15 protein-coding genes are annotated in these 18,840 nt (G+C 66.3%); 9 read left to right on the top strand and 6 right to left on the bottom strand.

Annotated elements, in window-relative coordinates; genetic code table 11:
- On the top strand, positions 1 to 298 hold a 298-nt coding region (locus BUE44_RS30485; RefSeq protein WP_200804569.1), incomplete at its 5' end, for a transposase.
- 269 nt (positions 299 to 567) lie between these two features.
- Here the strand turns inward: BUE44_RS30485 and BUE44_RS37650 are convergent.
- From BUE44_RS37650 to BUE44_RS30495, 4 genes are all read right to left on the bottom strand, one after another.
- Positions 568 to 1,176 carry a response regulator transcription factor gene (locus BUE44_RS37650; protein WP_073502262.1) on the bottom strand — a complete coding sequence of 203 codons (609 nt, stop codon included), beginning with the start codon at positions 1,174 to 1,176 and terminating at the stop codon, positions 568 to 570.
- Positions 1,177 to 2,018: 842 nt separating this feature from the next.
- Complete coding sequence (locus BUE44_RS37225) at positions 2,019 to 2,363, bottom strand: hypothetical protein (RefSeq protein ID WP_235002608.1); 345 nt, start codon at positions 2,361 to 2,363, stop codon at positions 2,019 to 2,021.
- A gap of 239 nt (positions 2,364 to 2,602) precedes the next feature.
- Entirely contained in the window at positions 2,603 to 2,770 is a 168-nt protein-coding gene (locus BUE44_RS38075; RefSeq protein WP_200804570.1) for a hypothetical protein, read from the bottom strand.
- A 479-nt stretch (positions 2,771 to 3,249) separates the two neighbouring features.
- Positions 3,250 to 6,105: a helix-turn-helix transcriptional regulator gene (locus BUE44_RS30495; protein ID WP_235002610.1), complete on the bottom strand. Its 2,856-nt coding sequence runs from the start codon at positions 6,103 to 6,105 to the stop codon at positions 3,250 to 3,252.
- 739 nt (positions 6,106 to 6,844) lie between these two features.
- Here BUE44_RS30495 and BUE44_RS30500 point away from each other — a divergent pair.
- From BUE44_RS30500 to BUE44_RS30530, 7 genes are read left to right on the top strand one after another with little or no spacing between them, the layout of a single operon-like run.
- Complete coding sequence (locus BUE44_RS30500; protein ID WP_073502264.1) at positions 6,845 to 7,933, top strand: polyprenyl synthetase family protein; 1,089 nt, start codon at positions 6,845 to 6,847, stop codon at positions 7,931 to 7,933.
- Positions 7,930 to 9,036 (top strand): mevalonate kinase, encoded by a 1,107-nt coding sequence (gene mvk / locus BUE44_RS30505; protein WP_235002612.1) that lies wholly within the window; start codon positions 7,930 to 7,932, stop codon positions 9,034 to 9,036. The genes BUE44_RS30500 and mvk overlap by 4 nt, the downstream gene beginning before the upstream one ends.
- Complete coding sequence (gene mvaD / locus BUE44_RS30510; RefSeq protein ID WP_073502302.1) at positions 9,026 to 10,075, top strand: diphosphomevalonate decarboxylase; 1,050 nt, start codon at positions 9,026 to 9,028, stop codon at positions 10,073 to 10,075. The genes mvk and mvaD overlap by 11 nt, the downstream gene beginning before the upstream one ends.
- Positions 10,072 to 11,190: a phosphomevalonate kinase gene (locus BUE44_RS30515; RefSeq protein ID WP_200804571.1), complete on the top strand. Its 1,119-nt coding sequence runs from the start codon at positions 10,072 to 10,074 to the stop codon at positions 11,188 to 11,190. Before mvaD ends, BUE44_RS30515 begins: the two co-directional genes overlap by 4 nt.
- Complete coding sequence (fni, locus tag BUE44_RS30520; RefSeq protein ID WP_073502266.1) at positions 11,187 to 12,278, top strand: type 2 isopentenyl-diphosphate Delta-isomerase; 1,092 nt, start codon at positions 11,187 to 11,189, stop codon at positions 12,276 to 12,278. The genes BUE44_RS30515 and fni overlap by 4 nt, the downstream gene beginning before the upstream one ends.
- Entirely contained in the window at positions 12,275 to 13,336 is a 1,062-nt protein-coding gene (locus BUE44_RS30525; protein WP_143172617.1) for a hydroxymethylglutaryl-CoA reductase, read from the top strand. Before fni ends, BUE44_RS30525 begins: the two co-directional genes overlap by 4 nt.
- 2 nt (positions 13,337 to 13,338) lie before the next feature.
- Positions 13,339 to 14,514 (top strand): hydroxymethylglutaryl-CoA synthase, encoded by a 1,176-nt coding sequence (locus BUE44_RS30530; RefSeq protein ID WP_073502267.1) that lies wholly within the window; start codon positions 13,339 to 13,341, stop codon positions 14,512 to 14,514.
- Positions 14,515 to 14,534: 20 nt separating this feature from the next.
- On the opposite strand, the gene BUE44_RS30535 is transcribed toward BUE44_RS30530, so the two are convergent.
- Both BUE44_RS30535 and BUE44_RS30540 read right to left on the bottom strand, forming a co-directional pair.
- Positions 14,535 to 15,197 carry a response regulator gene (locus BUE44_RS30535; protein WP_073502268.1) on the bottom strand — a complete coding sequence of 221 codons (663 nt, stop codon included), beginning with the start codon at positions 15,195 to 15,197 and terminating at the stop codon, positions 14,535 to 14,537.
- Positions 15,198 to 15,386: 189 nt separating this feature from the next.
- Positions 15,387 to 17,324, bottom strand: a complete 1,938-nt coding sequence (locus BUE44_RS30540) for an anthranilate synthase family protein (RefSeq protein ID WP_073502304.1) — start codon at positions 17,322 to 17,324, stop codon at positions 15,387 to 15,389.
- A gap of 185 nt (positions 17,325 to 17,509) precedes the next feature.
- On the opposite strand from BUE44_RS30540, the gene BUE44_RS30545 reads away from it, so the two are divergent.
- Positions 17,510 to 18,826 (top strand): aspartate kinase, encoded by a 1,317-nt coding sequence (locus tag BUE44_RS30545; protein WP_235002614.1) that lies wholly within the window; start codon positions 17,510 to 17,512, stop codon positions 18,824 to 18,826.
- The last annotated feature ends 14 nt before the right edge of the window (positions 18,827 to 18,840 follow it).

Genomic DNA, 18,840 nt, shown 5'->3' on the forward strand with positions numbered 1-18,840 from the left:
GCGGCTCTGGTCGAACGCCTGGGCCGAGTTCGTGCCCTTCCTCCGGTTCGACGCCGAGATCCGCCGTGTCATCTGCACCACCAACGCCATCGAGTCGGTCAACGCCCGTATACGCAAGGCCGTCCGCGCCCGCGGGCACTTCCCGAACGAGGCCGCCGCGCTGAAGTGCGTCTACATGGCCGTCATGGGCCTGGACCCCACCGGCCAGGGATGCAAACGCTGGACCATGCGCTGGAAGCCCGCACTCCAGGCGTTCGACATCGCCTTCGACGGCCGACTCTCCATCGGCCGCCGCTAACCCACACAACCCCAGTTACACCAGTCGCTAGACAGACCCGCGCCCGGCTGGGGAGGCCGTGGCCGTCGCCCGCAGACTCAAGGACGACGGCGCGATGCCATGCGGTCGATGCCCGACCAGTACGACCACCCCACTGCCGCTCCACGCCGGCCCGGCCGCGTCGCCAATCGCGACGAAGGCCGAACCGGTCGACGGGACGGTCGAGCCGGACGGGCCAATGTTGTCGAGGCCGCATGACCACGGCCGGTGCCCTGCCCGGTTACCTCGATTCAGATCCAACCGGCCCGCGACGCGGCGTGCACAGCACTGATCCTGTTCCCTGCCTTCAGCTTGCGGATGGCCGAATGGATGTGGTTTCGGACCGTTCCCGGGCTCAGATGCAGCTGAGACGCGATGGCGCTGAGGGGACGGCCGTCTTCGGCCGCCTTCAGGATCTCCGCCTCACGGGCTGTCAGCGGGTTCTCGCCTACAGCCAACATCTCGGCGACCAGTTCGGGCGGGAAGTGCCATCCCCCCGCGTGCACCTCACGGATCACCCTGCTCAGCTCGCGGATCGAGGTCTCCTTGGTGAGGATTCCGTGCACTCCGGCCTTGAGGGCCCGCTGCAGGTGTCCTGGCCGGGCGTCGCAGGTCAAGATCACCACTGGGAAACCGGGCCGTTCCCGGTTCAGCTGCTCAGCGACCTCGATCACGTTCACGCCTGGCGTGTGCGTAGCGAGAACGGCGAGTCCCGCCTGGTGGTCGTCCACCAGCTCCAGCACTCTGTCGCCCCACCCTGTGTGGGCGACGACCTCGATGTCTCCCGACTGTTGAAGGAGTTCAGTGATGGCCTCCCGGGTGAGGGCTTCGTGCTCGGCCAGGACAACCTTGATCGGCATCTTCCCTCCACCAGTCCCTCTGTCAACGGCGCTGTCGCTAGCACTGACAGGTGCGGTCAGGTCACGGGCCGTGAATGAGCGTGTCGCCGACTGCGCGCAGCTGCGCAGGCAGACCGGCGAGCCCGGCCCCGGGGCCCGAACCGTGCTGGGCGGCACTGTCACTGGTGATCCGCAGATGCGCGGTGCGGTCGCCAGTCCAGACCTCGATCGGACAGTGACCGGCCTCGCTGTGCTGAATGGCGTCGGCGTTCGCTCGCGCGCCATCCAGCTGAACACCCCCTGCTTCGGTGGGAGCTGCGTGTCCAACGGGCGGGCGGCCCCCCAAAGCACCCCCGTGCCCTCCGGGTGGGAGCGCAACCTCTTGATGTCGGTGGCCAGTTCGCCGAGACGACGCCTGCTGACCGGGGAGCGGATCTCGGTGAAGGATCGGTGCGTGAGTACCGTCGCAAGGGCTGACCAGGCCGACATCTCGGGATCGGCCGCGGGCACGGAGCGACTCTCCGCCACCGCGAGAAACGGTGTGGAAGGACGTCCCTCAGACTGTCCCCGCAGGGGCGGCCTAAGTGCGGGAGCCGGCCTCGCTGGTCGGCCCCAACCGGCCGTTCTCCGGAAACAGATCTGCCAATCATCCGGAATATTGAATTCCGCAGGCGCGGCCACTATGGCTTTTTGTGACCAATCTGAACCTAGAGGGAGAGCCCCGATCGCCGACCGTTGGCGCACATTCACGTGAGCGTTATGGATTCCGCCGTGGTGCGGGTAACCATGCAGCGAAACTCGGCGACTGATGTCGATTTCCGTCGCCAGAGGTAAGTGTGACCTTACTGGAAGCTGGCAAAAGATCATTGATCGAACCCCCCGTTATGCGTACATGTGTACGCGCTTGCGATCCGTAAGTTGTAGAACCCCTCTCGTTTCAACTCCTCTACGGTCAGCCTGTGGCGGAAGGCGATCCGTGAGTTGATCTCCGACGTGATTGCTGCAGGTCGTGGGCCTCGGGCAGGTTGTGGGTGGGTGGACGAGCTGGTATCGGCGTAGGCGGCGATTGCCTGTTGGTCGGCGGGGCGAGCCGGTGCGGCGAGGTGCCGTGCCGGCTCGGGGGCAGGTTGGTCGGTGAGACCGATGAAATTGTTGCGGGTGATCCGCAGCTGGTCAATCTTCTCGTCGATCTTCACCGGGGTAGTCACGGGCCTAAGCGTGCGCTCGCCTGTATTGTCTCTGAAGGACAGCTGAAAGAGGGTGGATGAGTCCTGTTTGCGGAGCCTTTGATCTTGGATGGGCGCAGATTTAGGACAAATCGATTGGACTCGACGGCTGGTGGAGCCGGTCCTGGGACATTTCAGGGAGACCGGCGGCGATGTTCGTGCGGCTAGCGGCTAGCGGCTAGCGGCGTTTTTGCCCCGATTCTTCAGTATGGTCCGGTCGCTTATCGGCTCGGTGAGTCGCCCCATTGGGAGCGGGCGAGTTGACCGATGGCCTGCGGTGATGCCACACCCGCCGGCAGGTCGGTGATGGCGTAGGCGGTCTCGCGGGTGATCTTGCCCGTCTTGAGGTCGGTGCGGTGCCGGTGGATCTTGGCGAGCCCACTGGCCAATCGCCAGGTAGGAGCGAGCCCCGGTCAGCACCGCACTGCAGGCAGTGAGCAGGACCGCCACCAACGAGTGACGCCGCCCGGCCGATGGCGCGGGTCGCGAAGGACGGCCAGCTGATCGGCGATCCCACTCGCGGCGCGCTGGGCCTCGGTGGGCGACCTGGTCAGGCAGACGGTGGCAGTCTGGCGGCACATCGAAGCTCTGGAGGGGGAGGGCGACTTGGCAAGGTCACCCCGTCAACCGGAGCTTCGTTGCATTCGTGACGACCTACCCCGCGGCGCGTTCACGGCGATGTACGGCGCGCCGGCCCTGTGGGGCTGTCCTCCTTCGCCGCGGAGCACACCCGGCCGCCACCCCCCGACTCCGGCTTCGCCCGGGTCCTCACCGCCCAGGCCTCGACGCCCCCGCGCCCAGGACATCACAGCGCCCTGGAACAGGTCCGCGGGCGGATAATCGCGTACGGTCCTTCGCGGCGGCCGGATCAGCCCGCGGACCGAGCCTGATACAAGGTGGCCACACCAGGTGAGAAGGGCTCGTGGGCGATGAAGTGCTTGGTCAGTTCGACACGACTGTTGATGTCGAGCTTCGAGAACACGCGGCGGAGATGGCTGTCGACGGTGTGGGGCGACAGGAACAGTACGCTCGCCGCTTCTCTGTTGGTCTTGCCGTCGATGATCGCCCGCACGACGCGAAGCTCCGCATGTGTCAGGCTCTCCCAGCCCGACTTGGGCCGGTCGGCAGTCAGGCCACGTACATTGCGCACGCCGAGGCGACGCAGTTTCTTCTGTACTCGGGCCGCGTCACGCTGTGCGCCGCAATCCAGGTAGAGATCCATGGCGGACTCGAGGAGCCGAACCGCTCGGGTCTCCTTGCTTCGCGTACTCTGTTCCGCCCGTGCCGCGTCCTCAAGTGCGCTGCCCGCCGCCAGCGGGCGAGCGGCGAGCCGGTAAAGTTCCACGGCGCGGTGCAGAGCAATCGGGTCGTTGTGCAGCACGCCCTCGGCGTGTTCGGCGCCGCCCGCCAACGACTTCACGGTCGGGTTGCGCTCGGAGACTCGCCGGGCGTACTCGGCCGCCCGCTCGGCCTCCGTGCCGAGTCCCACCTGCCTTGCCAGGCGTACCAGTGTTGCCGCCGCCGTCGGAGCCTCGGTAAAGAGCAGCGGATCGGTTGTGACCTGCCCTTCGACGTTGATCAGCGTCTGGACCGTCATCGCCGGACGCCCACTGGCCGCGTGAAATTGGGCGAGTGCCCAATCCAGGCCTGCCCTGTCGGCTGTTGAGACGCCGGCCGTCAGCCGTTCGGTAATTCGCAACTGTTCACTGGCGGTGGCGAGATCACCTCGATGGACGCTGATTCGCGCCAAGACGACTCGAAGGGGTACAGAGTCCTCGGGCGCCGCCCTGTCCGCCAGACGAAGCCCGGCTTCTGCTTCGGCCCGTGCCTCCTCAAGCCGGCCCGTCGCTGCCATGAGTTCGGCGCGGTGGCCGTGCCACAGCGGCTTCGACCAGGCCTCGCCGAGTTTCTCCGCCTCCTGCTTGACGGCAGCACAGACGGCTGTCGCCTCCTCGAACTGGTCGGTTGCGATGAGGGCCCGGACCATCCACGTCCACAGCGGGGGTGCGCCCGCGTCATGGCACGGCGGTGTCGCCGCCTGTCGTGGGTCACACGCGGAGAATCCCCCGGCGATCGAATCAGTGCCGTTGCCGGACCCGTAGTTCCGACGGGTGACACGCGTCGGTGCGATGCCGTCCGGCCGCCCATGCCACGGTGCAGTGACCGCGCTGGGCATGCCGCTCACGCGCGCGGTGGTGCCCGAGAGCGCCTCATTGAGTTTGGCACGATCCAGCTCGCAGATGTCGTGCCTTGCCAGCGTGCGCAGGAGTAACTCAGCTGACGTGCCGTAGTAGTCGGCGTCCCCCAGTACTTGCCCCAGTTCGAGCACCAGCTTCACCTCGGCCGCTGCTTCCATACCGGGGCGCAAAGCGACGTCCGCCAGCCGGCCGGCTTCGGCGGCCCGCCCCGCTCCGGCGAGCAGACTCAGGGCGCTTGTCAGCGTGCGCGGTGACGCGTCGAACAGATCTCCCAGGGTCGATATGGCCCAAGCCGCCGCATCGTTGCCACCGCGCCCGAAGGGTTGCGACGGCGGTAGAGCGGAGGATGTGACGACCGGTAGGGCAAGCCACGGTAGCTCGGACGGTGCGTCCGCCGTGATGGCCGCGGATTGGTGCAGTGCAGGAGCAGGCGAAGGCCAGCCTTCGAGCCGTTCGTGAGGGTCCCCACCATCCGACTCGGCGCCGATCGCAGGCTCCGCCGACGTCGACGAGTCGGTGGCGGGAGCCCGTTCCCGGAACGGGCCACGCTGAAGCGATTCCTCTATCACCTCGTGTGCGAACGCCAGCCTTAAGCCGTCCCTTCGCATCAAGCCCAAGTGCACCGACTCGTCGGCGCTGGAGGACAGATCGGGGGCCGGAACGCCGAGCCGGGCTGCCGCCTCCTCGACCGTGAACGTACGACCGATCGTCCCGCCGTACGCGAGCAGGCGCCGAACCGCGGGCGGTATGTCGTCCAGCAGGCGGTCGACAGCGGCCAGCATGCCTTGGGGCAGACGTTCGGCCACGATTGAAGCTGTGCCATCCATGACGACCACCTGTCCGGCTTGCATGAACGCACTGAACAGCTTTTCGACCAGCCACGGGTTACCACCGCAGCGGGCTGCCCAACTGAGCACGGACGAGTCCGGCTTGACACCGAGAGTGCTGGTGCACAACTCGGCCACTGCCTCATCGTCCAGCGCTCCTAGATGAAGGCGCACCGCAGCGTGGTCGACCAACCAGCTGACGGCGTGCTGGGCGAGTGATCGTGAGGGACACGGCCGACGTGCGAGCAGCCACAGCACCGGTGATGAGGCGAGCGACCGCACCAGCCCCCGGAGAGCCAGACCACTGACATCGTCGATCCGCTGGACGTCGTCCAGAACGATCATGAGGGGGTGCCTGCGTGCCACGTTCTCGACGAGTTCACCGATACGATCGATCAACCAGAAAGGATTTTTGTCCGGTTGGACAAGGTCATCGAAATCGGCTTCACCGGAGATCACATGCCGCAGCAAATTGATCAGTAAGTGTATGGAGACCGGCTCATCGGTTCCATTCGCTCGCCCGGCTACCACGGTCAGGCCGCGTTCGGCCCCTTCCAGAGCTGCGGCCTTCAGTAAATGCGTCTTTCCTGTGCCCACCGGACCCTCGATGACGATGCAACCGCCGAAGCCCTCCAGGGTTGCATCCAAATGGCTACCCACTTCGGATAGTACGTGTTCACGCCCTACCAGTGGATTCATGGTTACCCCCGTGTTGCTCTGCGGAATCGTCGAAAGCATGCAATGGCCAACGCGGTAGGTGGGGCCAGTTGAGATGCGGGCGAAGGAAGCCATTGCTGGACGGGCGTCGGTCGGGTTCCCGGAGGTATCGCGGTGTTCGACTGTCCGCACTGGTCGGTTGAACACCCAGGAGACCGAACGCAAGATCACTTTGAGTGACGGTGCGACTACTTGTGTGTGCGCAGATGCCTTAAATGCGGGGTCCATGTGGGCACGATCTGATCGCGGCGATCTGGTGATCTCAGATGCCGGCGCGCTGGACTGTGCGGTGAAACCTTTTCGAAGCGCCATCGCTAGGAGTTGCGCCCGCACCGATGTCGAAGTCGAACTCGATCACAAAGCGCAAGAGTCAATGATCGTAGATCAGCCCCGGGTGGGAGATCGACGCAATCCAGCGTAACAGCCTGAATGTCTCACCGGCACTACCCGCATGAGTAGTGGGCAGGGCGACACATGACAACTAGTGTCATGCCATGGTGATTTGATGTTGAGTGGCGCAGAGAACGTGGGCGCGCTGGTCCAGAAATACAGGTTACTTAGCTGGCGCCGCACACCGAACTGGGGAGATGTGGCGGAGGGGCGCGTGCATTCGGAATGGACTGGAACTCCGCGCTCGAATTGATGTGATCTCAGCGAATTCATAGGAGTCCGCGATGCGTGAGTATGAGAGTGATCGTCGCCTCGATCGGGGGACAGGCGCATGACCCTCGGCTACCTTGGGGCCGCCGCGGATACGGCTGCTGTCGATGCCGTCATCAGGAGCTTCTTCGCCGAGCGCCGTACGGAAGCCGAAGCACTCGGCCAGGACTTCGGGGCGGCGGTCGCTGAACTGGAGAACTACGTTCTGCGCGGCGGCAAGCGCATCCGGCCAACCTTCGCCTGGCTGGGCTGGATCGGTGCTGGCGGTGACGAGGGTGACCCGGCCGCCACGCAAGTGCTGAGTGCTTGTGCGGGGCTTGAGTTGCTGCACGCGTCAGCCCTGATTCACGACGACATCATCGACGGGTCCCGGACACGTCGCGGGCATCCCGCGGCGCACGTGGCCTTCGCCGAGCGGCATCGGGCGCGAGGTTTCTCCGGTGACCCAGACGCCTTCGGCACGGGTACTGCCATCCTGGTCGGGGACCTTGCCCAGACTTGGGCTGACGTCATGGTCCGCGAGTCCGGGTTGCCGGCGGACGCGCATGCCCGAGTCGGAGCCGTGTGGTCCGCTGTGCGCTCGGAGGTCCTGTACGGTCAGTTGCTCGACCTGATGAGCCAGGCGAGTGACGACGAAGGCATCGGTTCGGCGCTGCGCGTCATTCAGTACAAGACGGCCTCGTACACGGTGGAACGCCCGCTGCAGTTCGGTGCCGCGATCGCCGGCGCGGAGGCCGACCTCGTCGCAGCCTACCGGGCGTTCGGCGTCGACATCGGGATGGCGTTCCAGCTCCGCGACGACCTGCTGGGCGTGTTCGGCGACCCGAATGTCACGGGCAAGCCGTCGGGCGGTGATCTTAGCGAGGGCAAGCGAACTGTGCTGCTCGCGACGGGGCTCAAGCGGGCGGATGAATGCGATCCAGGTGCGGCGAGCTTCCTGAGGGCGAAGGTCGGCACCGACCTCTCCGATGGCGAAATCGCCACCATACGCGGCATGCTCGTCGATTTCGGTGCCGTGGAAGGGGTCGAGCGGCAGATCGCGTTCCGCACCGACCGGGCCATGGCCGTGCTGGAGGCAAGTAGCGCCACTGCCCCAGCGAAGGATCAGCTCGCCGCGATGGCGATCAAGGCGACGCAGCGGGACCAATGATGGCACCGACAAATTCGGGCGCCTTCACCGGTCAGGGGCGTTCGGCGAGTGGCTCCGACGGTGACCGCGGCTGGCTCGGTGTCGGACGCGCCCACGGCAAGGCCATTCTGCTCGGGGAACACGCCGTCGTTTATGGCGCTCCAGCACTGGCCATTCCGGTTCCGCAACTGACGGTCACGGCGAATGCCACGCGGGTACTGTGTCCGGGCGACGGTGCGGACAGGGTCTCCTTCGCGATGACGGGGCCCGGGTCCGCGTCAGCGACAACGCTTGCCACGGACGGCCTGCGGCGCCTTGTGGCGGACTTCAAGGACATGACTGGCGTCAGCGGCCGCATGTGTGTCGATGTGCTCATCGACTGCACGATCCCGCAGGGCCGTGGGCTCGGCTCCAGTGCCGCGTGCGCCCGAGCAGCCGTTCTGGCATTCGCCGAACTCTTCGACCGCCGGCTGGACGCCAAGGCGGTGTTCGATCTCGTGCAGGCGTCGGAGAACGATGCCCACGGCAGGGCCAGCGGCATCGATGCCCTCGCCACCGGTTCGGCGTCTCCCATCCTCTTTCGTTCCGGCACCGCCCGGGAACTGCCCATCGCCATGCCGGGGAACGGCGGCCGACACTCCCCGGAGCGGTCCGACGGCCACACTGCTGCCAGCCGAACCTTCGGCTTCGATGGGGTGTTCGTCATCGCAGACAGCGGTGTCAGCGGCTGCACCAAGGACGCGGTGGACCTGTTGCGGAGGCAGTTCGAGCGGAACCCGGAAGCGCAGACGGAATTTGTAGGCCGGGTGTCGAGGCTGACCAACGCAGCCACGCTCGACCTCGTTCGCGGCCGGCCCGGCGATTTCGGCACGCGGCTGACCGAGAACCACAGGCTGCTCCGCGAGGTCGGGCTCAGCACGGACCGCATCGACGCACTGGTCGATACCGCGCTAGCGGCCGGGAGCCTGGGCGCCAAGATCAGTGGCGGCGGACTGGGAGGCTGCATGATTGCGCTGGCAGGAGAGCCTCGCACGGCAGAGGCGGTCGTGCGGCGCCTCCACGCGGCCGGCGCCGTACGGACCTGGGTCGTTGCGGCGGGGAGGTTCACGCGTCATGCCAATTGACTATCCGCTGGGGTGGGCCGGGCCGCGTGAGAAGGTGCTTGACCGCGGCGCGACCGCCGTCGCCCATCCGAACATCGCGCTGATCAAGTACTGGGGCAAGCGCGACGAGCGACTCGTCATCCCGTACGTCGACAGCCTCTCGATGACTTTGAACATCTTCCCGACGGTAACCACCGTCCGGCTCGTCCCTGAGGGGCAGGCCGACACCGTGATGTTGGATGGTACGTCCGCTTCGGGCGAACAGCGGCAGCGCGTCATCGCTTTCCTGGATCTGGTACGGGAGATGGCCGGGCGTACCGAACCGGCTGCCGTCGACACTCGTAACTCCGTCCCCACGGCGGCGGGGCTGGCGTCTTCGGCGAGTGGATTCGCTGCCCTGGCCGTCGCCGGCGCCGCCGCATACGGACTCGCTCTCGATCCCACTGCGCTGTCGCGTCTGGCCCGGCGCGGGTCTGCCTCGGCTGCCCGGTCGATATTCGGCGCCTTCGCAATATGCTACGCGGGCCGGGGTGTCGGGGCGGCCGCTGACCTCAGCTCCTATGCCGAGCCGGTGCCCGTCGCGAAGTTCGACCCGGCGCTGGTAATCGCCATGGTCAACGCGGGCCCCAAGCCAGTGTCCAGCCGCGCAGCCATGCGGCGAACCGTCGGTACATCGCCGCTCTACCGGTCGTGGGCGCTCTCGAGCAAGGCTGATCTGTCCGACATGCAAGCAGCGCTGCAACGAGGCGATCTCGAAGCCGTCGGGGAGATCGCCGAGCGCAACGCCCTCGGCATGCACGCGACGATGCTGGCGGCCCGGCCGGCGGTGCGCTACCTGTCGCCGGCCACTGTGGCCGTGCTCGACAGCGTCCTGCAGCTCCGGAGGGACGGTTTCGCGGCCTACGCGACCATGGACGCCGGACCCAACGTCAAGGTGCTCTGCCATCAAGCGGATGCTGCTCGGGTGGCTGACACCGTGCACGGCGCCGCAGCTGGATGCTCGGTGGTCACCGCCCGCCGCGGGCCGGGCGCTCGCCTGCTGATCGGGGCCGAGCAGTGACCGACCAGGGAACGATTATCCGGCATGCGCCGGGCAAGCTATTCATCGCAGGCGAGTACGCGGTGATGGAACCGGGCCACCCGGCGGTCCTCGTAGCGGTCGATCGCGAGGTCAGCGTCACCGTGTCGGGCTCCCACGGCGTCGACCTCGTGATCGACTCCGACCTCTGCCCAGGTCAGGCGAGATTCCAGCGGCGTAGCGGCGGGCTCGCGGGGCTCACTGCGGAAGACGCGCAACAGGCCCTGGACAGCCTCACCCATGTGGTGTCGGCGATCGAAGTGGTTGACGGACTGCTGGCCCAGCGCGAGTTGTCCGCGCCCCCGATGCGCGTCTCGATCAGGAGCCGCCTGCACCGCGACGGAACCAAGCTCGGCCTGGGGTCGAGCGGCGCGGTGACGGTTGCGGTGGTGACAGCTGCGGCCGCATACAGCGGTATGGAGTTATCGCCCGAAGCACGGTTCCGGCTCGCGATGTTGGCGACGGCGCGGCGCGAGCGCGGATCCTCCGGCGGCGATCTGGCTGCCAGCGTCTGGGGCGGTTGGATCTCGTATCAGGCGCCCGATCGGGCCGCGGTGCTTGACATGGTGGAACGCCGGGGCATCGAGGAGACGATCCGCGTGCCGTGGCCGGGTTTCGGTCTGCGGCGGTTGCCGCCACCCAGCGGACTCGCGCTGGAGGTGGGGTGGACAAGACAGCCGGCCAGTACCCCGTCGATGGCGGGGCGCCTGAGAGCACGCGAGTGGCAGGGCAGTGCCTCGCAACAGAGTTTCCTGGCGGACAGCGATGCGTGCGTGCGCGCCTCGATCCGCGCGCTCCAGCGGGGAGACGACGACGAGCTGCTGCGACAGGTCCGAGGCTCCCGCCAGGTGCTCGCGGAGCTGGACGACGAGTTCCGGCTGGGCATCTTCACCACCGCGTTGACGGCGCTTTGCGACGCCGCCGAGGCCGTTGGTGGTGCGGCCAAACCATCGGGCGCCGGCGGCGGCGATTGCGGCATCGCGTTGCTGGACGCCACGGCCAAAAGGGAGATCGTTCGCCTGCGCAAGGAGTGGGCCGCCGCGGGGGTGCTCCCCATACCGATTCGAGTCCAGCCGACGAAAGGAAGCGTGGAATGATCTCCGACCGCAAGGACGACCACGTCCGGTTCGCCGCAGAACAGCAACGTCACTTGGAGGGATACAACCAGTTCGACGATGTGTCCTTCATCCATCACGCCCTGGCCGGCATCGACCGGTCCGATGTCTCCCTGGCCACACGGTTCGGCGGCATTGAATGGAAGGTTCCGCTGTACATCAACGCGATGACCGGCGGCAGTGCCAAGACCGGTGCCATCAACCGGGATCTGGCGATCGCCGCTCGCGAGACCGGCGTTCCCATCGCGACCGGTTCCATGAGCGCGTACTTCGCCGACGAATCCGTGGCCGACACGTTCAGCGTGGTGCGCCGCGAAAACAAGGACGGGTTCATCATCGCGAACGTCAACGCGAACGCCTCCGTCGAGAGGGCTCAGCGGGGCATTGACCTGTTGCAGGCGGACGCCCTGCAGATCCACCTCAACGTCATCCAGGAAACGGTGATGCCGGAGGGTGATCGGTCGTTCTCCTCCTGGGCACCGCAGATCGAGATGATCGCGGCCGGAGTTGATGTCCCGGTGATCGTGAAGGAGGTCGGCTTCGGCCTGAGTGGCGAAACCATCTCGCTCCTAGCGGAATTGGGAGTATGCGTGGCCGACGTCGCGGGCCGGGGTGGCACGAATTTCGCGCACATCGAGAACGACCGGCGGGATCACGCCGACTACTCCTATCTCAACGGCTGGGGACAATCCACTCCCGCCTGCCTGCTGGATGCCCAGGGTGCCGGTATTCCGGTGCTGGCTTCGGGCGGTGTCCGCAGCCCGCTCGACGTGGTGCGTGGACTGGCGCTCGGAGCCGCGGCGGTGGGAGTGTCCGGCGGGTTTCTCAGGACCGTTCTCGACGGTGGCGTGCCGGCCCTGATCTCCCAGATCTCCGCATGGCTCGATCAGGTCGAAGCGCTGATGACCGCGTTGGGCGCGCGAACTCCGTCCGATCTGACCCAATGCGACGTGCTCGTCCGCGGCGACCTGCGCGCGTTCTGTGCCGACCGGGGAATCGAGACCCGCCGGTTGGCCACACGTTCTCTCTCCGGCACCACCATGCACGAGGCTGTTGGAGGCACCCGATGAACGACAACCACTCGATCGCCGGCGTTCCCATGAAATGGGTGGGGCCGCTGAGGGTTTCGGGAAACGCTGCGACAACCGAGACGCAGGTTCCGCTGGCAACCTACGAGTCGCCCCTCTGGCCCTCCGTCGGCCGGGGCGCGAAGATCTCCATGCTGGTCGAGCACGGCATCGTCGCCACGCTTGTCGACGAGCGGATGACGCGCTCGGTGTTGGTCAAGGCCAAGGACGCACCGACGGCGTACCTGGCCGCATTGGAAGTTGACGCGCGACTCGACGAGTTGCGCGAAGTCGTACGGACCTGCGGCAGATTCACGGAGCTGATCGGGTTCCGCCACGAGGTCGTGGCCAACCTGCTGTTCCTCCGGTTCGAGTTCACCACCGGCGACGCCTCCGGGCACAACATGGCGACGCTGGCCGCAGACGCGCTCCTGACCCACATCCTGCAGGCCATCCCGGGAATTTCGTACGGTTCGATTTCGGGGAACTACTGCACCGACAAAAAGGCCACCGCCATCAACGGTATCCTCGGTCGCGGGAAGAACGTAGTCGCTGAACTGCTTGTACCGCGCGACATCGTCCATGATGTGCTGCGCACCTCTGCCGCGAAGATAGCCGAGTTGAATCTGAACAAGAACATGATCGGCACTCTGCTTGCCGGTGGAATTCGCTCGGCCAACGCGCATTACGCGAACATGCTGCTCGGATTCTATCTGGCGACGGGCCAAGATGCGGCCAATATCGTTGAGGGCTCGCAGGGTGTGACCGTGGCCGAAGATCGAGCCGGCGACTTGTACTTCTCCTGTACCCTGCCGAACCTTATCGTGGGAACGGTTGGGAACGGAAAGGGACTTGAGTTTGTCGAGGAAAATTTGACGCGGCTCGGCTGCCGGGCAGCGCGCGAACCCGGCGAGAACGCGCGCAGGCTCGCCGCCATCGCGGCTGCGGCGGTGCTGTGCGGCGAACTCTCACTCATGGCGGCGCAGACGAACCCGGGCGAACTCATGCGAGCGCACGTGCAATTCGAGCGCAAGACCGAGATCACGAAGATCGGAGGCTAGAGATGTCCGGGGATTTCACTATCGGAATTCACGACCTTTCCTTCGCGACGACGCAGTTCGTCCTGACGCACGCGACACTGGCCGCCTACAACGGCACCCCCGTCGGCAAGTACCACGCGGGTATCGGCCAGAGATCGATGAGTGTGCCCGCCGCCGACGAGGACGTCGTGACCATGGCCGCCGCTGCCGTCGCCCCTATCGTCTCCCGGCATGGCTCCGACCTCATCCGGACGATCGTCTTCGCGACGGAGACATCCATCGACCAGGCCAGGGCGGCCGGAATACCTGTCCATTCGCTGCTGGGGCTTCCCTCGGCGACCCGGATCGTCGAGCTCAAGCAGGCGTGTTACGGCGCGACAGCGGCTCTGCAGTTCGCCATCGGCCTCGTCCGTCGTGATCGCTCGCAGCAGGTCCTCGTGATCGCCAGCGACGTCTCGAAGTACGACCTGGACACTCCCGGAGAAGCGACCCAGGGTGCGGCCGCGGTGGCCATGCTCGTCAGCGCGGATCCCGCACTCGTGCGGATCGAGGACCCGTCGGGTGTGTTCACGGCCGACATCATGGATTTCTGGCGGCCGAACTATCGTGCTACCGCCCTGGTCGACGGCAAGGAGTCCGTCTCCGCGTACCTGCAGGCGGTGGAGGGGGCATGGAAGGACTACGCAGAACAAGGTGGTCGCCGGCTCGACGAGTTCAGCGCGTTCTGCTACCACCAACCGTTCACGAAGATGGCCTACAAGGCGCACCGGCACCTGCTCCAGTATTGCGGGAGCAACATTGACGAGGGCGAGATCACCCGCGTCATCGGGCAGACGACGGCGTACAACACCGTCATCGGGAACAGTTACACCGCGTCGATGTACCTCGGGCTGGCCGCGTTGCTCGATAACGCCGATGACCTGAGCCACCAGGCCATCGGCTTCCTCAGTTACGGTTCCGGCAGCGTCGCCGAGTTCTTTGCCGGTACCGTGGTCCCCGGATATCGGTCACACCTGCGACGCGCAGCGCATCACGAGGTGATTGTCCGGCGCCAGGAAATCGATTACGCCAAGTACCGGGAACTCCACGAGCAGTCCTTGCCAGTTGACGGCGGGGACTATCGCGTGCCGAGGGAAACCACCGGGCCGTACCGGCTGGCCGCACTGTCCGGTCACAAGCGGATCTACGAGCCGCGATAGGACGCCCGCTGAGTCGCGGATCAGCGGCTCCGGGGGGCTACCAGGCCTGATTCGTAGGCAACGACCACGAGCTGGGCGCGGTCGCGGACCTGGAGCTTGACCATGGCCCGGTTGATGTGGGTCTTCGCCGTCAGCGGACTGATGACCATGCACTCGGCGATCTGGTTGTTGGACAGCCCCTGCGCGGCCAGGGTGACTGCCTCGCGTTCACGGTTGGTCAGCTCCTCCAACCCCGTGCCGACCGCTGTGCTCGTCGGTTGGGCGAGGTATCGGCTGATCAGCCTTCTGGTGATCGACGGTGCGAGCAGGGCGTCACCGCGCGCGGCGACGCGTACCGAGTGAAGAAGGTCGTCCGGTTCGATGTCCTTGACGAGATACCCCGCAGCGCCGGAGCGCAGCGCGTTGAACACGTACTCGTCGAGGCCGTAGTTGGTCAGGATGACTACGCGCACCCCGGCCAGGGCCGGGTCCGCGGCGATCTGCCGGGTCGTTTCGATACCGTCCATAACCGGCATCCGGATGTCGACGAGGGCGATATCGGGCAGGTATTGCCTGGCGAGGGCCAGGCCCTCCAAGCCGTTGGCAGCCTCGGCCACCACCTCGATGTCGTCCTCGGCGTCGAGAAGCGCGCGGAATCCGCCGCGCAGGAGCGACTGGTCGTCGAGCAGCAGGACACGAATCATGGAATCCGCGTCACCACCAGGAGTTCGGCCTGGACGGTGAAACCGCCCTGGGTGCGCGGTCGCGCGGGGGTGCTCATACGCGCACCCTAGCGGGTTCCGCCGCGAGCGACCCCGGCTCACGGACGACCTGTTGACTACCGTGCACGCGCCGACAGGCTACTCGGACAAGCCGGAAGGAGTGCTCCTGTGTCAAGCCGGTGGGTCGAGGCCCAGGAGTGAGGTGAGGAGGTCGCTGAGGATCTGCGGGCCATGCTGGGTGAGTATGGATTCGAGATGGAACTGCACGGATCGGAATCCTGCGCCCCGCAAGGCATGCACGTGGCCTGTGCGAGGGTCACGGCTGATGTCTACGGGCTTGCGCTGGTCGGTGCCGGGAATGAAGTCGTGTTCGGAGCCGGCGGCGTAGGTGTTGTAGAAGCCAACGAGTTCGGATCGGCCGAACAGGTTGACCGACTTCTGGACGCCTTGGTTGGGCACCGCGAGCCGCACGATTCCGAGGCCGAGCTCGGTGGCGAGTATCTGGTGACCCAAGCAGATGGACAGGAACGGGACGGTGCCGGCGAGCAGGTCCCGGGTGAGTAGGCGGAGGGTGTTCATGCGCGGGTCTGTCGTGTCGCGCGGGTCGCCGGGGCCGGGACCGACGATGACGAGGTCGAATTCCTCCGGGGACCGCGGATTGTCGAATCGCGTGATCGTGGTTCGGACGCCGAGGGCCTGCAGTTGATGTCCGAGCATCCCCATGAACGTGTCCTCGTTGTCGACGACCAGCACACTCCGCCCGTCCAGCGCCGGGTCAGGTGTTCTCTGTGCTCCCTCGAACCAGAATCGCGACAGCGTGGTGTTGCGGGACTTCAGTGCCCGACGCACCTGGGGATCGGCGGCCGGTGGCGCGTGCGCTTCCACCGCAGCCGGCTCACCGCGGGTGCCCTCCACCGCGAGGCCGAGCGCCTCGAGCATGCCTGCGGCCTTCGCCCGGGTTTCGGCGACCTCGGAATCAGGGTTGGAGTCACGGACGAGGGTGGCGCCGACGCCCAGCCGTAGCCAGCCGTCCTCGCGGACCTCGGCGGTCCGGATCATGATCGCCGAGTCGAGCGTGCGGCTGCCCACCGCATCGCGGCCGAGGAGCGCGAGAACGCCTCCGTAGTATCCACGGCCTGTCGTCTCATGACGGCCGATGACCCGGAAGGCGTTTTCGAGTGGACTGCCCGTGACGGTCGGAGCGAGTAGGGTCTCTCGCAGTAGGTCGCGTACGTCGAGAACGCTATGGCCGGTCAGGACGTATTCGGAGTGGGTCAGGCGTGCCATTTCCTTGAGGAACGGGCCGTGGACCTGGCCGCCGGCTGTACACATGCGGGCCATCATTTTCAGTTCTTCGTCGACGACCATAAAGAGTTCGTTGGCCTCCTTCGGGTCGTTCAGGAACTCTAGGAGTCCGGAGATCTCCGGGCCGGTCGGGGGGTGCCGGTAGGTTCCACTGATGGGGTTCATCGAGACGGTCCCGTCAGCCATGCCGACGTGTAGTTCCGGCGACGCGCCGACGAACGTGCCCGCACCGGTGTGGAAGAGGAACGTCCAGTACGATCCGAGCTCGCCGGTCAGCAAGCGTCTGAAGATGGCGAGTTCCGTACGAACCGAGTAGTCGTCCAAGCGTGCGACAAAGGACCGCCTGATGACGAAGTTGGATCCCGCGCCCTGTCCGATCTCGTCACGCAGCACCCTTTTGACAATCGCCGCGTAGTCCTCATCGCCGATGTCGAATCCGGCCTCGGCCCCGCGCACTTGCTGCTCCGGCAGGCCTGCCAGGGCCTGACCGCGGGTGAGCTCAGCCTGCTCGTGGACTCGCATGGCGAGCAAGGGCGCGTGATCGTCGCGGCAGGCGAACCCACGTTCGGTGATCTGCCGATACGGGATCGCGACGAGGAGGTCGTGTTGCGCGCCGCTCACCGGTCGGTCAGGCAGGGGCAGATCGGCGAGGTTGTCCACGGTGCAGACCTCGCCGGTCAGAACCTCCACGTTCGCGTCTGGCGCCGAGCCGGGCCGATAGAGCAGGGCGAAGGCACGCCCGTCCTCGCCGAGACCGGTCAGAACATCAGGAGGGCCGGCCGTGCTCGAATCCGTCCCAAACATGTCGTTCCCCTTTGCGTGAGACCAGACCATCTCCTCGATACTGCGGCGGCGAAAGACGTCGCACAATAACGTGAGTCTCCATCGCGTGTTTCCGGTAACGACCCCGGTGCGATGGCGTGAATATCTGAATCAAGCGCTACTGCTCGTGTGGGTAGTGGTCGGGCAGGTGTCTCACGATTACGGTCGTGGCATACCTGTTCGAGAGAGCGGTGAAAACGACTGTGGACGTGCTGGTCCAAAAATACGGCGGTACTTCTTTGCAGACGCTTGACTGCGTTCGTCATGCCGCCCTCCGCGTCGCGGAGGCGCGGCGGAGCGGAGTGTCGGTGGCCGTGGTCGTGTCCGCACGCGGCGGCAGAACCGACGATCTGCTGCAACTGGCAGCCGACGTCGGTGCTGCTTCGCCGTCCCGGGAACTGGACCAGTTGCTGGCCGTCGGCGAGTGCGAGTCGGCGGCGCTGATGGCCCTCACCCTGAACGGGCTGGGGGTGCCGGCGATCTCGCTGACCGGTCACCAGGCCGGGATCCAGACCACCGATCGGCATGGTGACGCGCTCATCTCGAGGATCGGAGCGGGACGTGTGCGGGCGGCTCTGGAGGGTGGCAACGTCGCCGTGGTCACCGGTTTCCAGGGCGTCGACCACGCCGGGGACATCGTCACACTCGGGCGTGGCGGCTCCGACACGAGCGCCGTGGCGCTGGCGGCGCGACTTCGTGCGGTGGCTTGCGACATCTTCACCGATGTGGACGGCGTCTTCAGCGCCGATCCCCGCATCCTGCCCGCGGCGCGATGCCTGCCGTGGGTCCAGCCTGGCGTGATGGCGGAGATGGCGTTCGCCGGCGCGAGGGTTCTGCACACCCGTTGCATCGAACTGGCAGCCATGGAAGGGGTCGAAGTGCGCGTCCGGAACGTGGCATCGCAGGCGCCCGGAACGACCATCGTCGATCGGCCGGATGACAGACCGCTGGAGACCCGTAAGGCCGTCGTGGCAGTGACCCATGACACTGACGTGGCGCGCGTGCTGGTGCACTGCCGGGACATCCGCCGGGACCTGGCTCCCGAGGTGTTCGAAGTGCTGGCCAAGCAGGGGACGGTGGTGGACCTGGTAGCCAGGTCCGGGCCCTACGAGAACGAGTTCCGCATGGGATTCACGATCCGCCGCAGCCAGGCCGACTCGGTGCGGACCGCCCTGCACAATGTGGCGGCCGCTTTCGGCGGGGGTGTGCATCTCGATGAGAACGTCGGCAAGGTGTCGGTGGTCGGTATGGGCCTGCTCAGCCGTCCGGAGTACACGGCCAGGCTCATGTCGGCTTTGGCCGCGGCCGGGATCCCGACGAGCTGGATCTCCACCTCCCAGATGCGGCTTTCCGTGATCGTGCCGCGAGAGTTCACCGTCGATGCCGTCGAGACGCTGCACCGCGCGTTCCACCTTGACCGGCATGAACCGCATGAGCCGATGGACGTCACGTCTACGGCTTCCGGCCGTTCCGCCGCCATTTGAGAGAGGCAGGACAC

The organism is Actinacidiphila paucisporea, assembly GCF_900142575.1.
In the GTDB taxonomy this organism is placed as follows: Bacteria; Actinomycetota; Actinomycetes; order Streptomycetales; family Streptomycetaceae; genus Actinacidiphila; species Actinacidiphila paucisporea.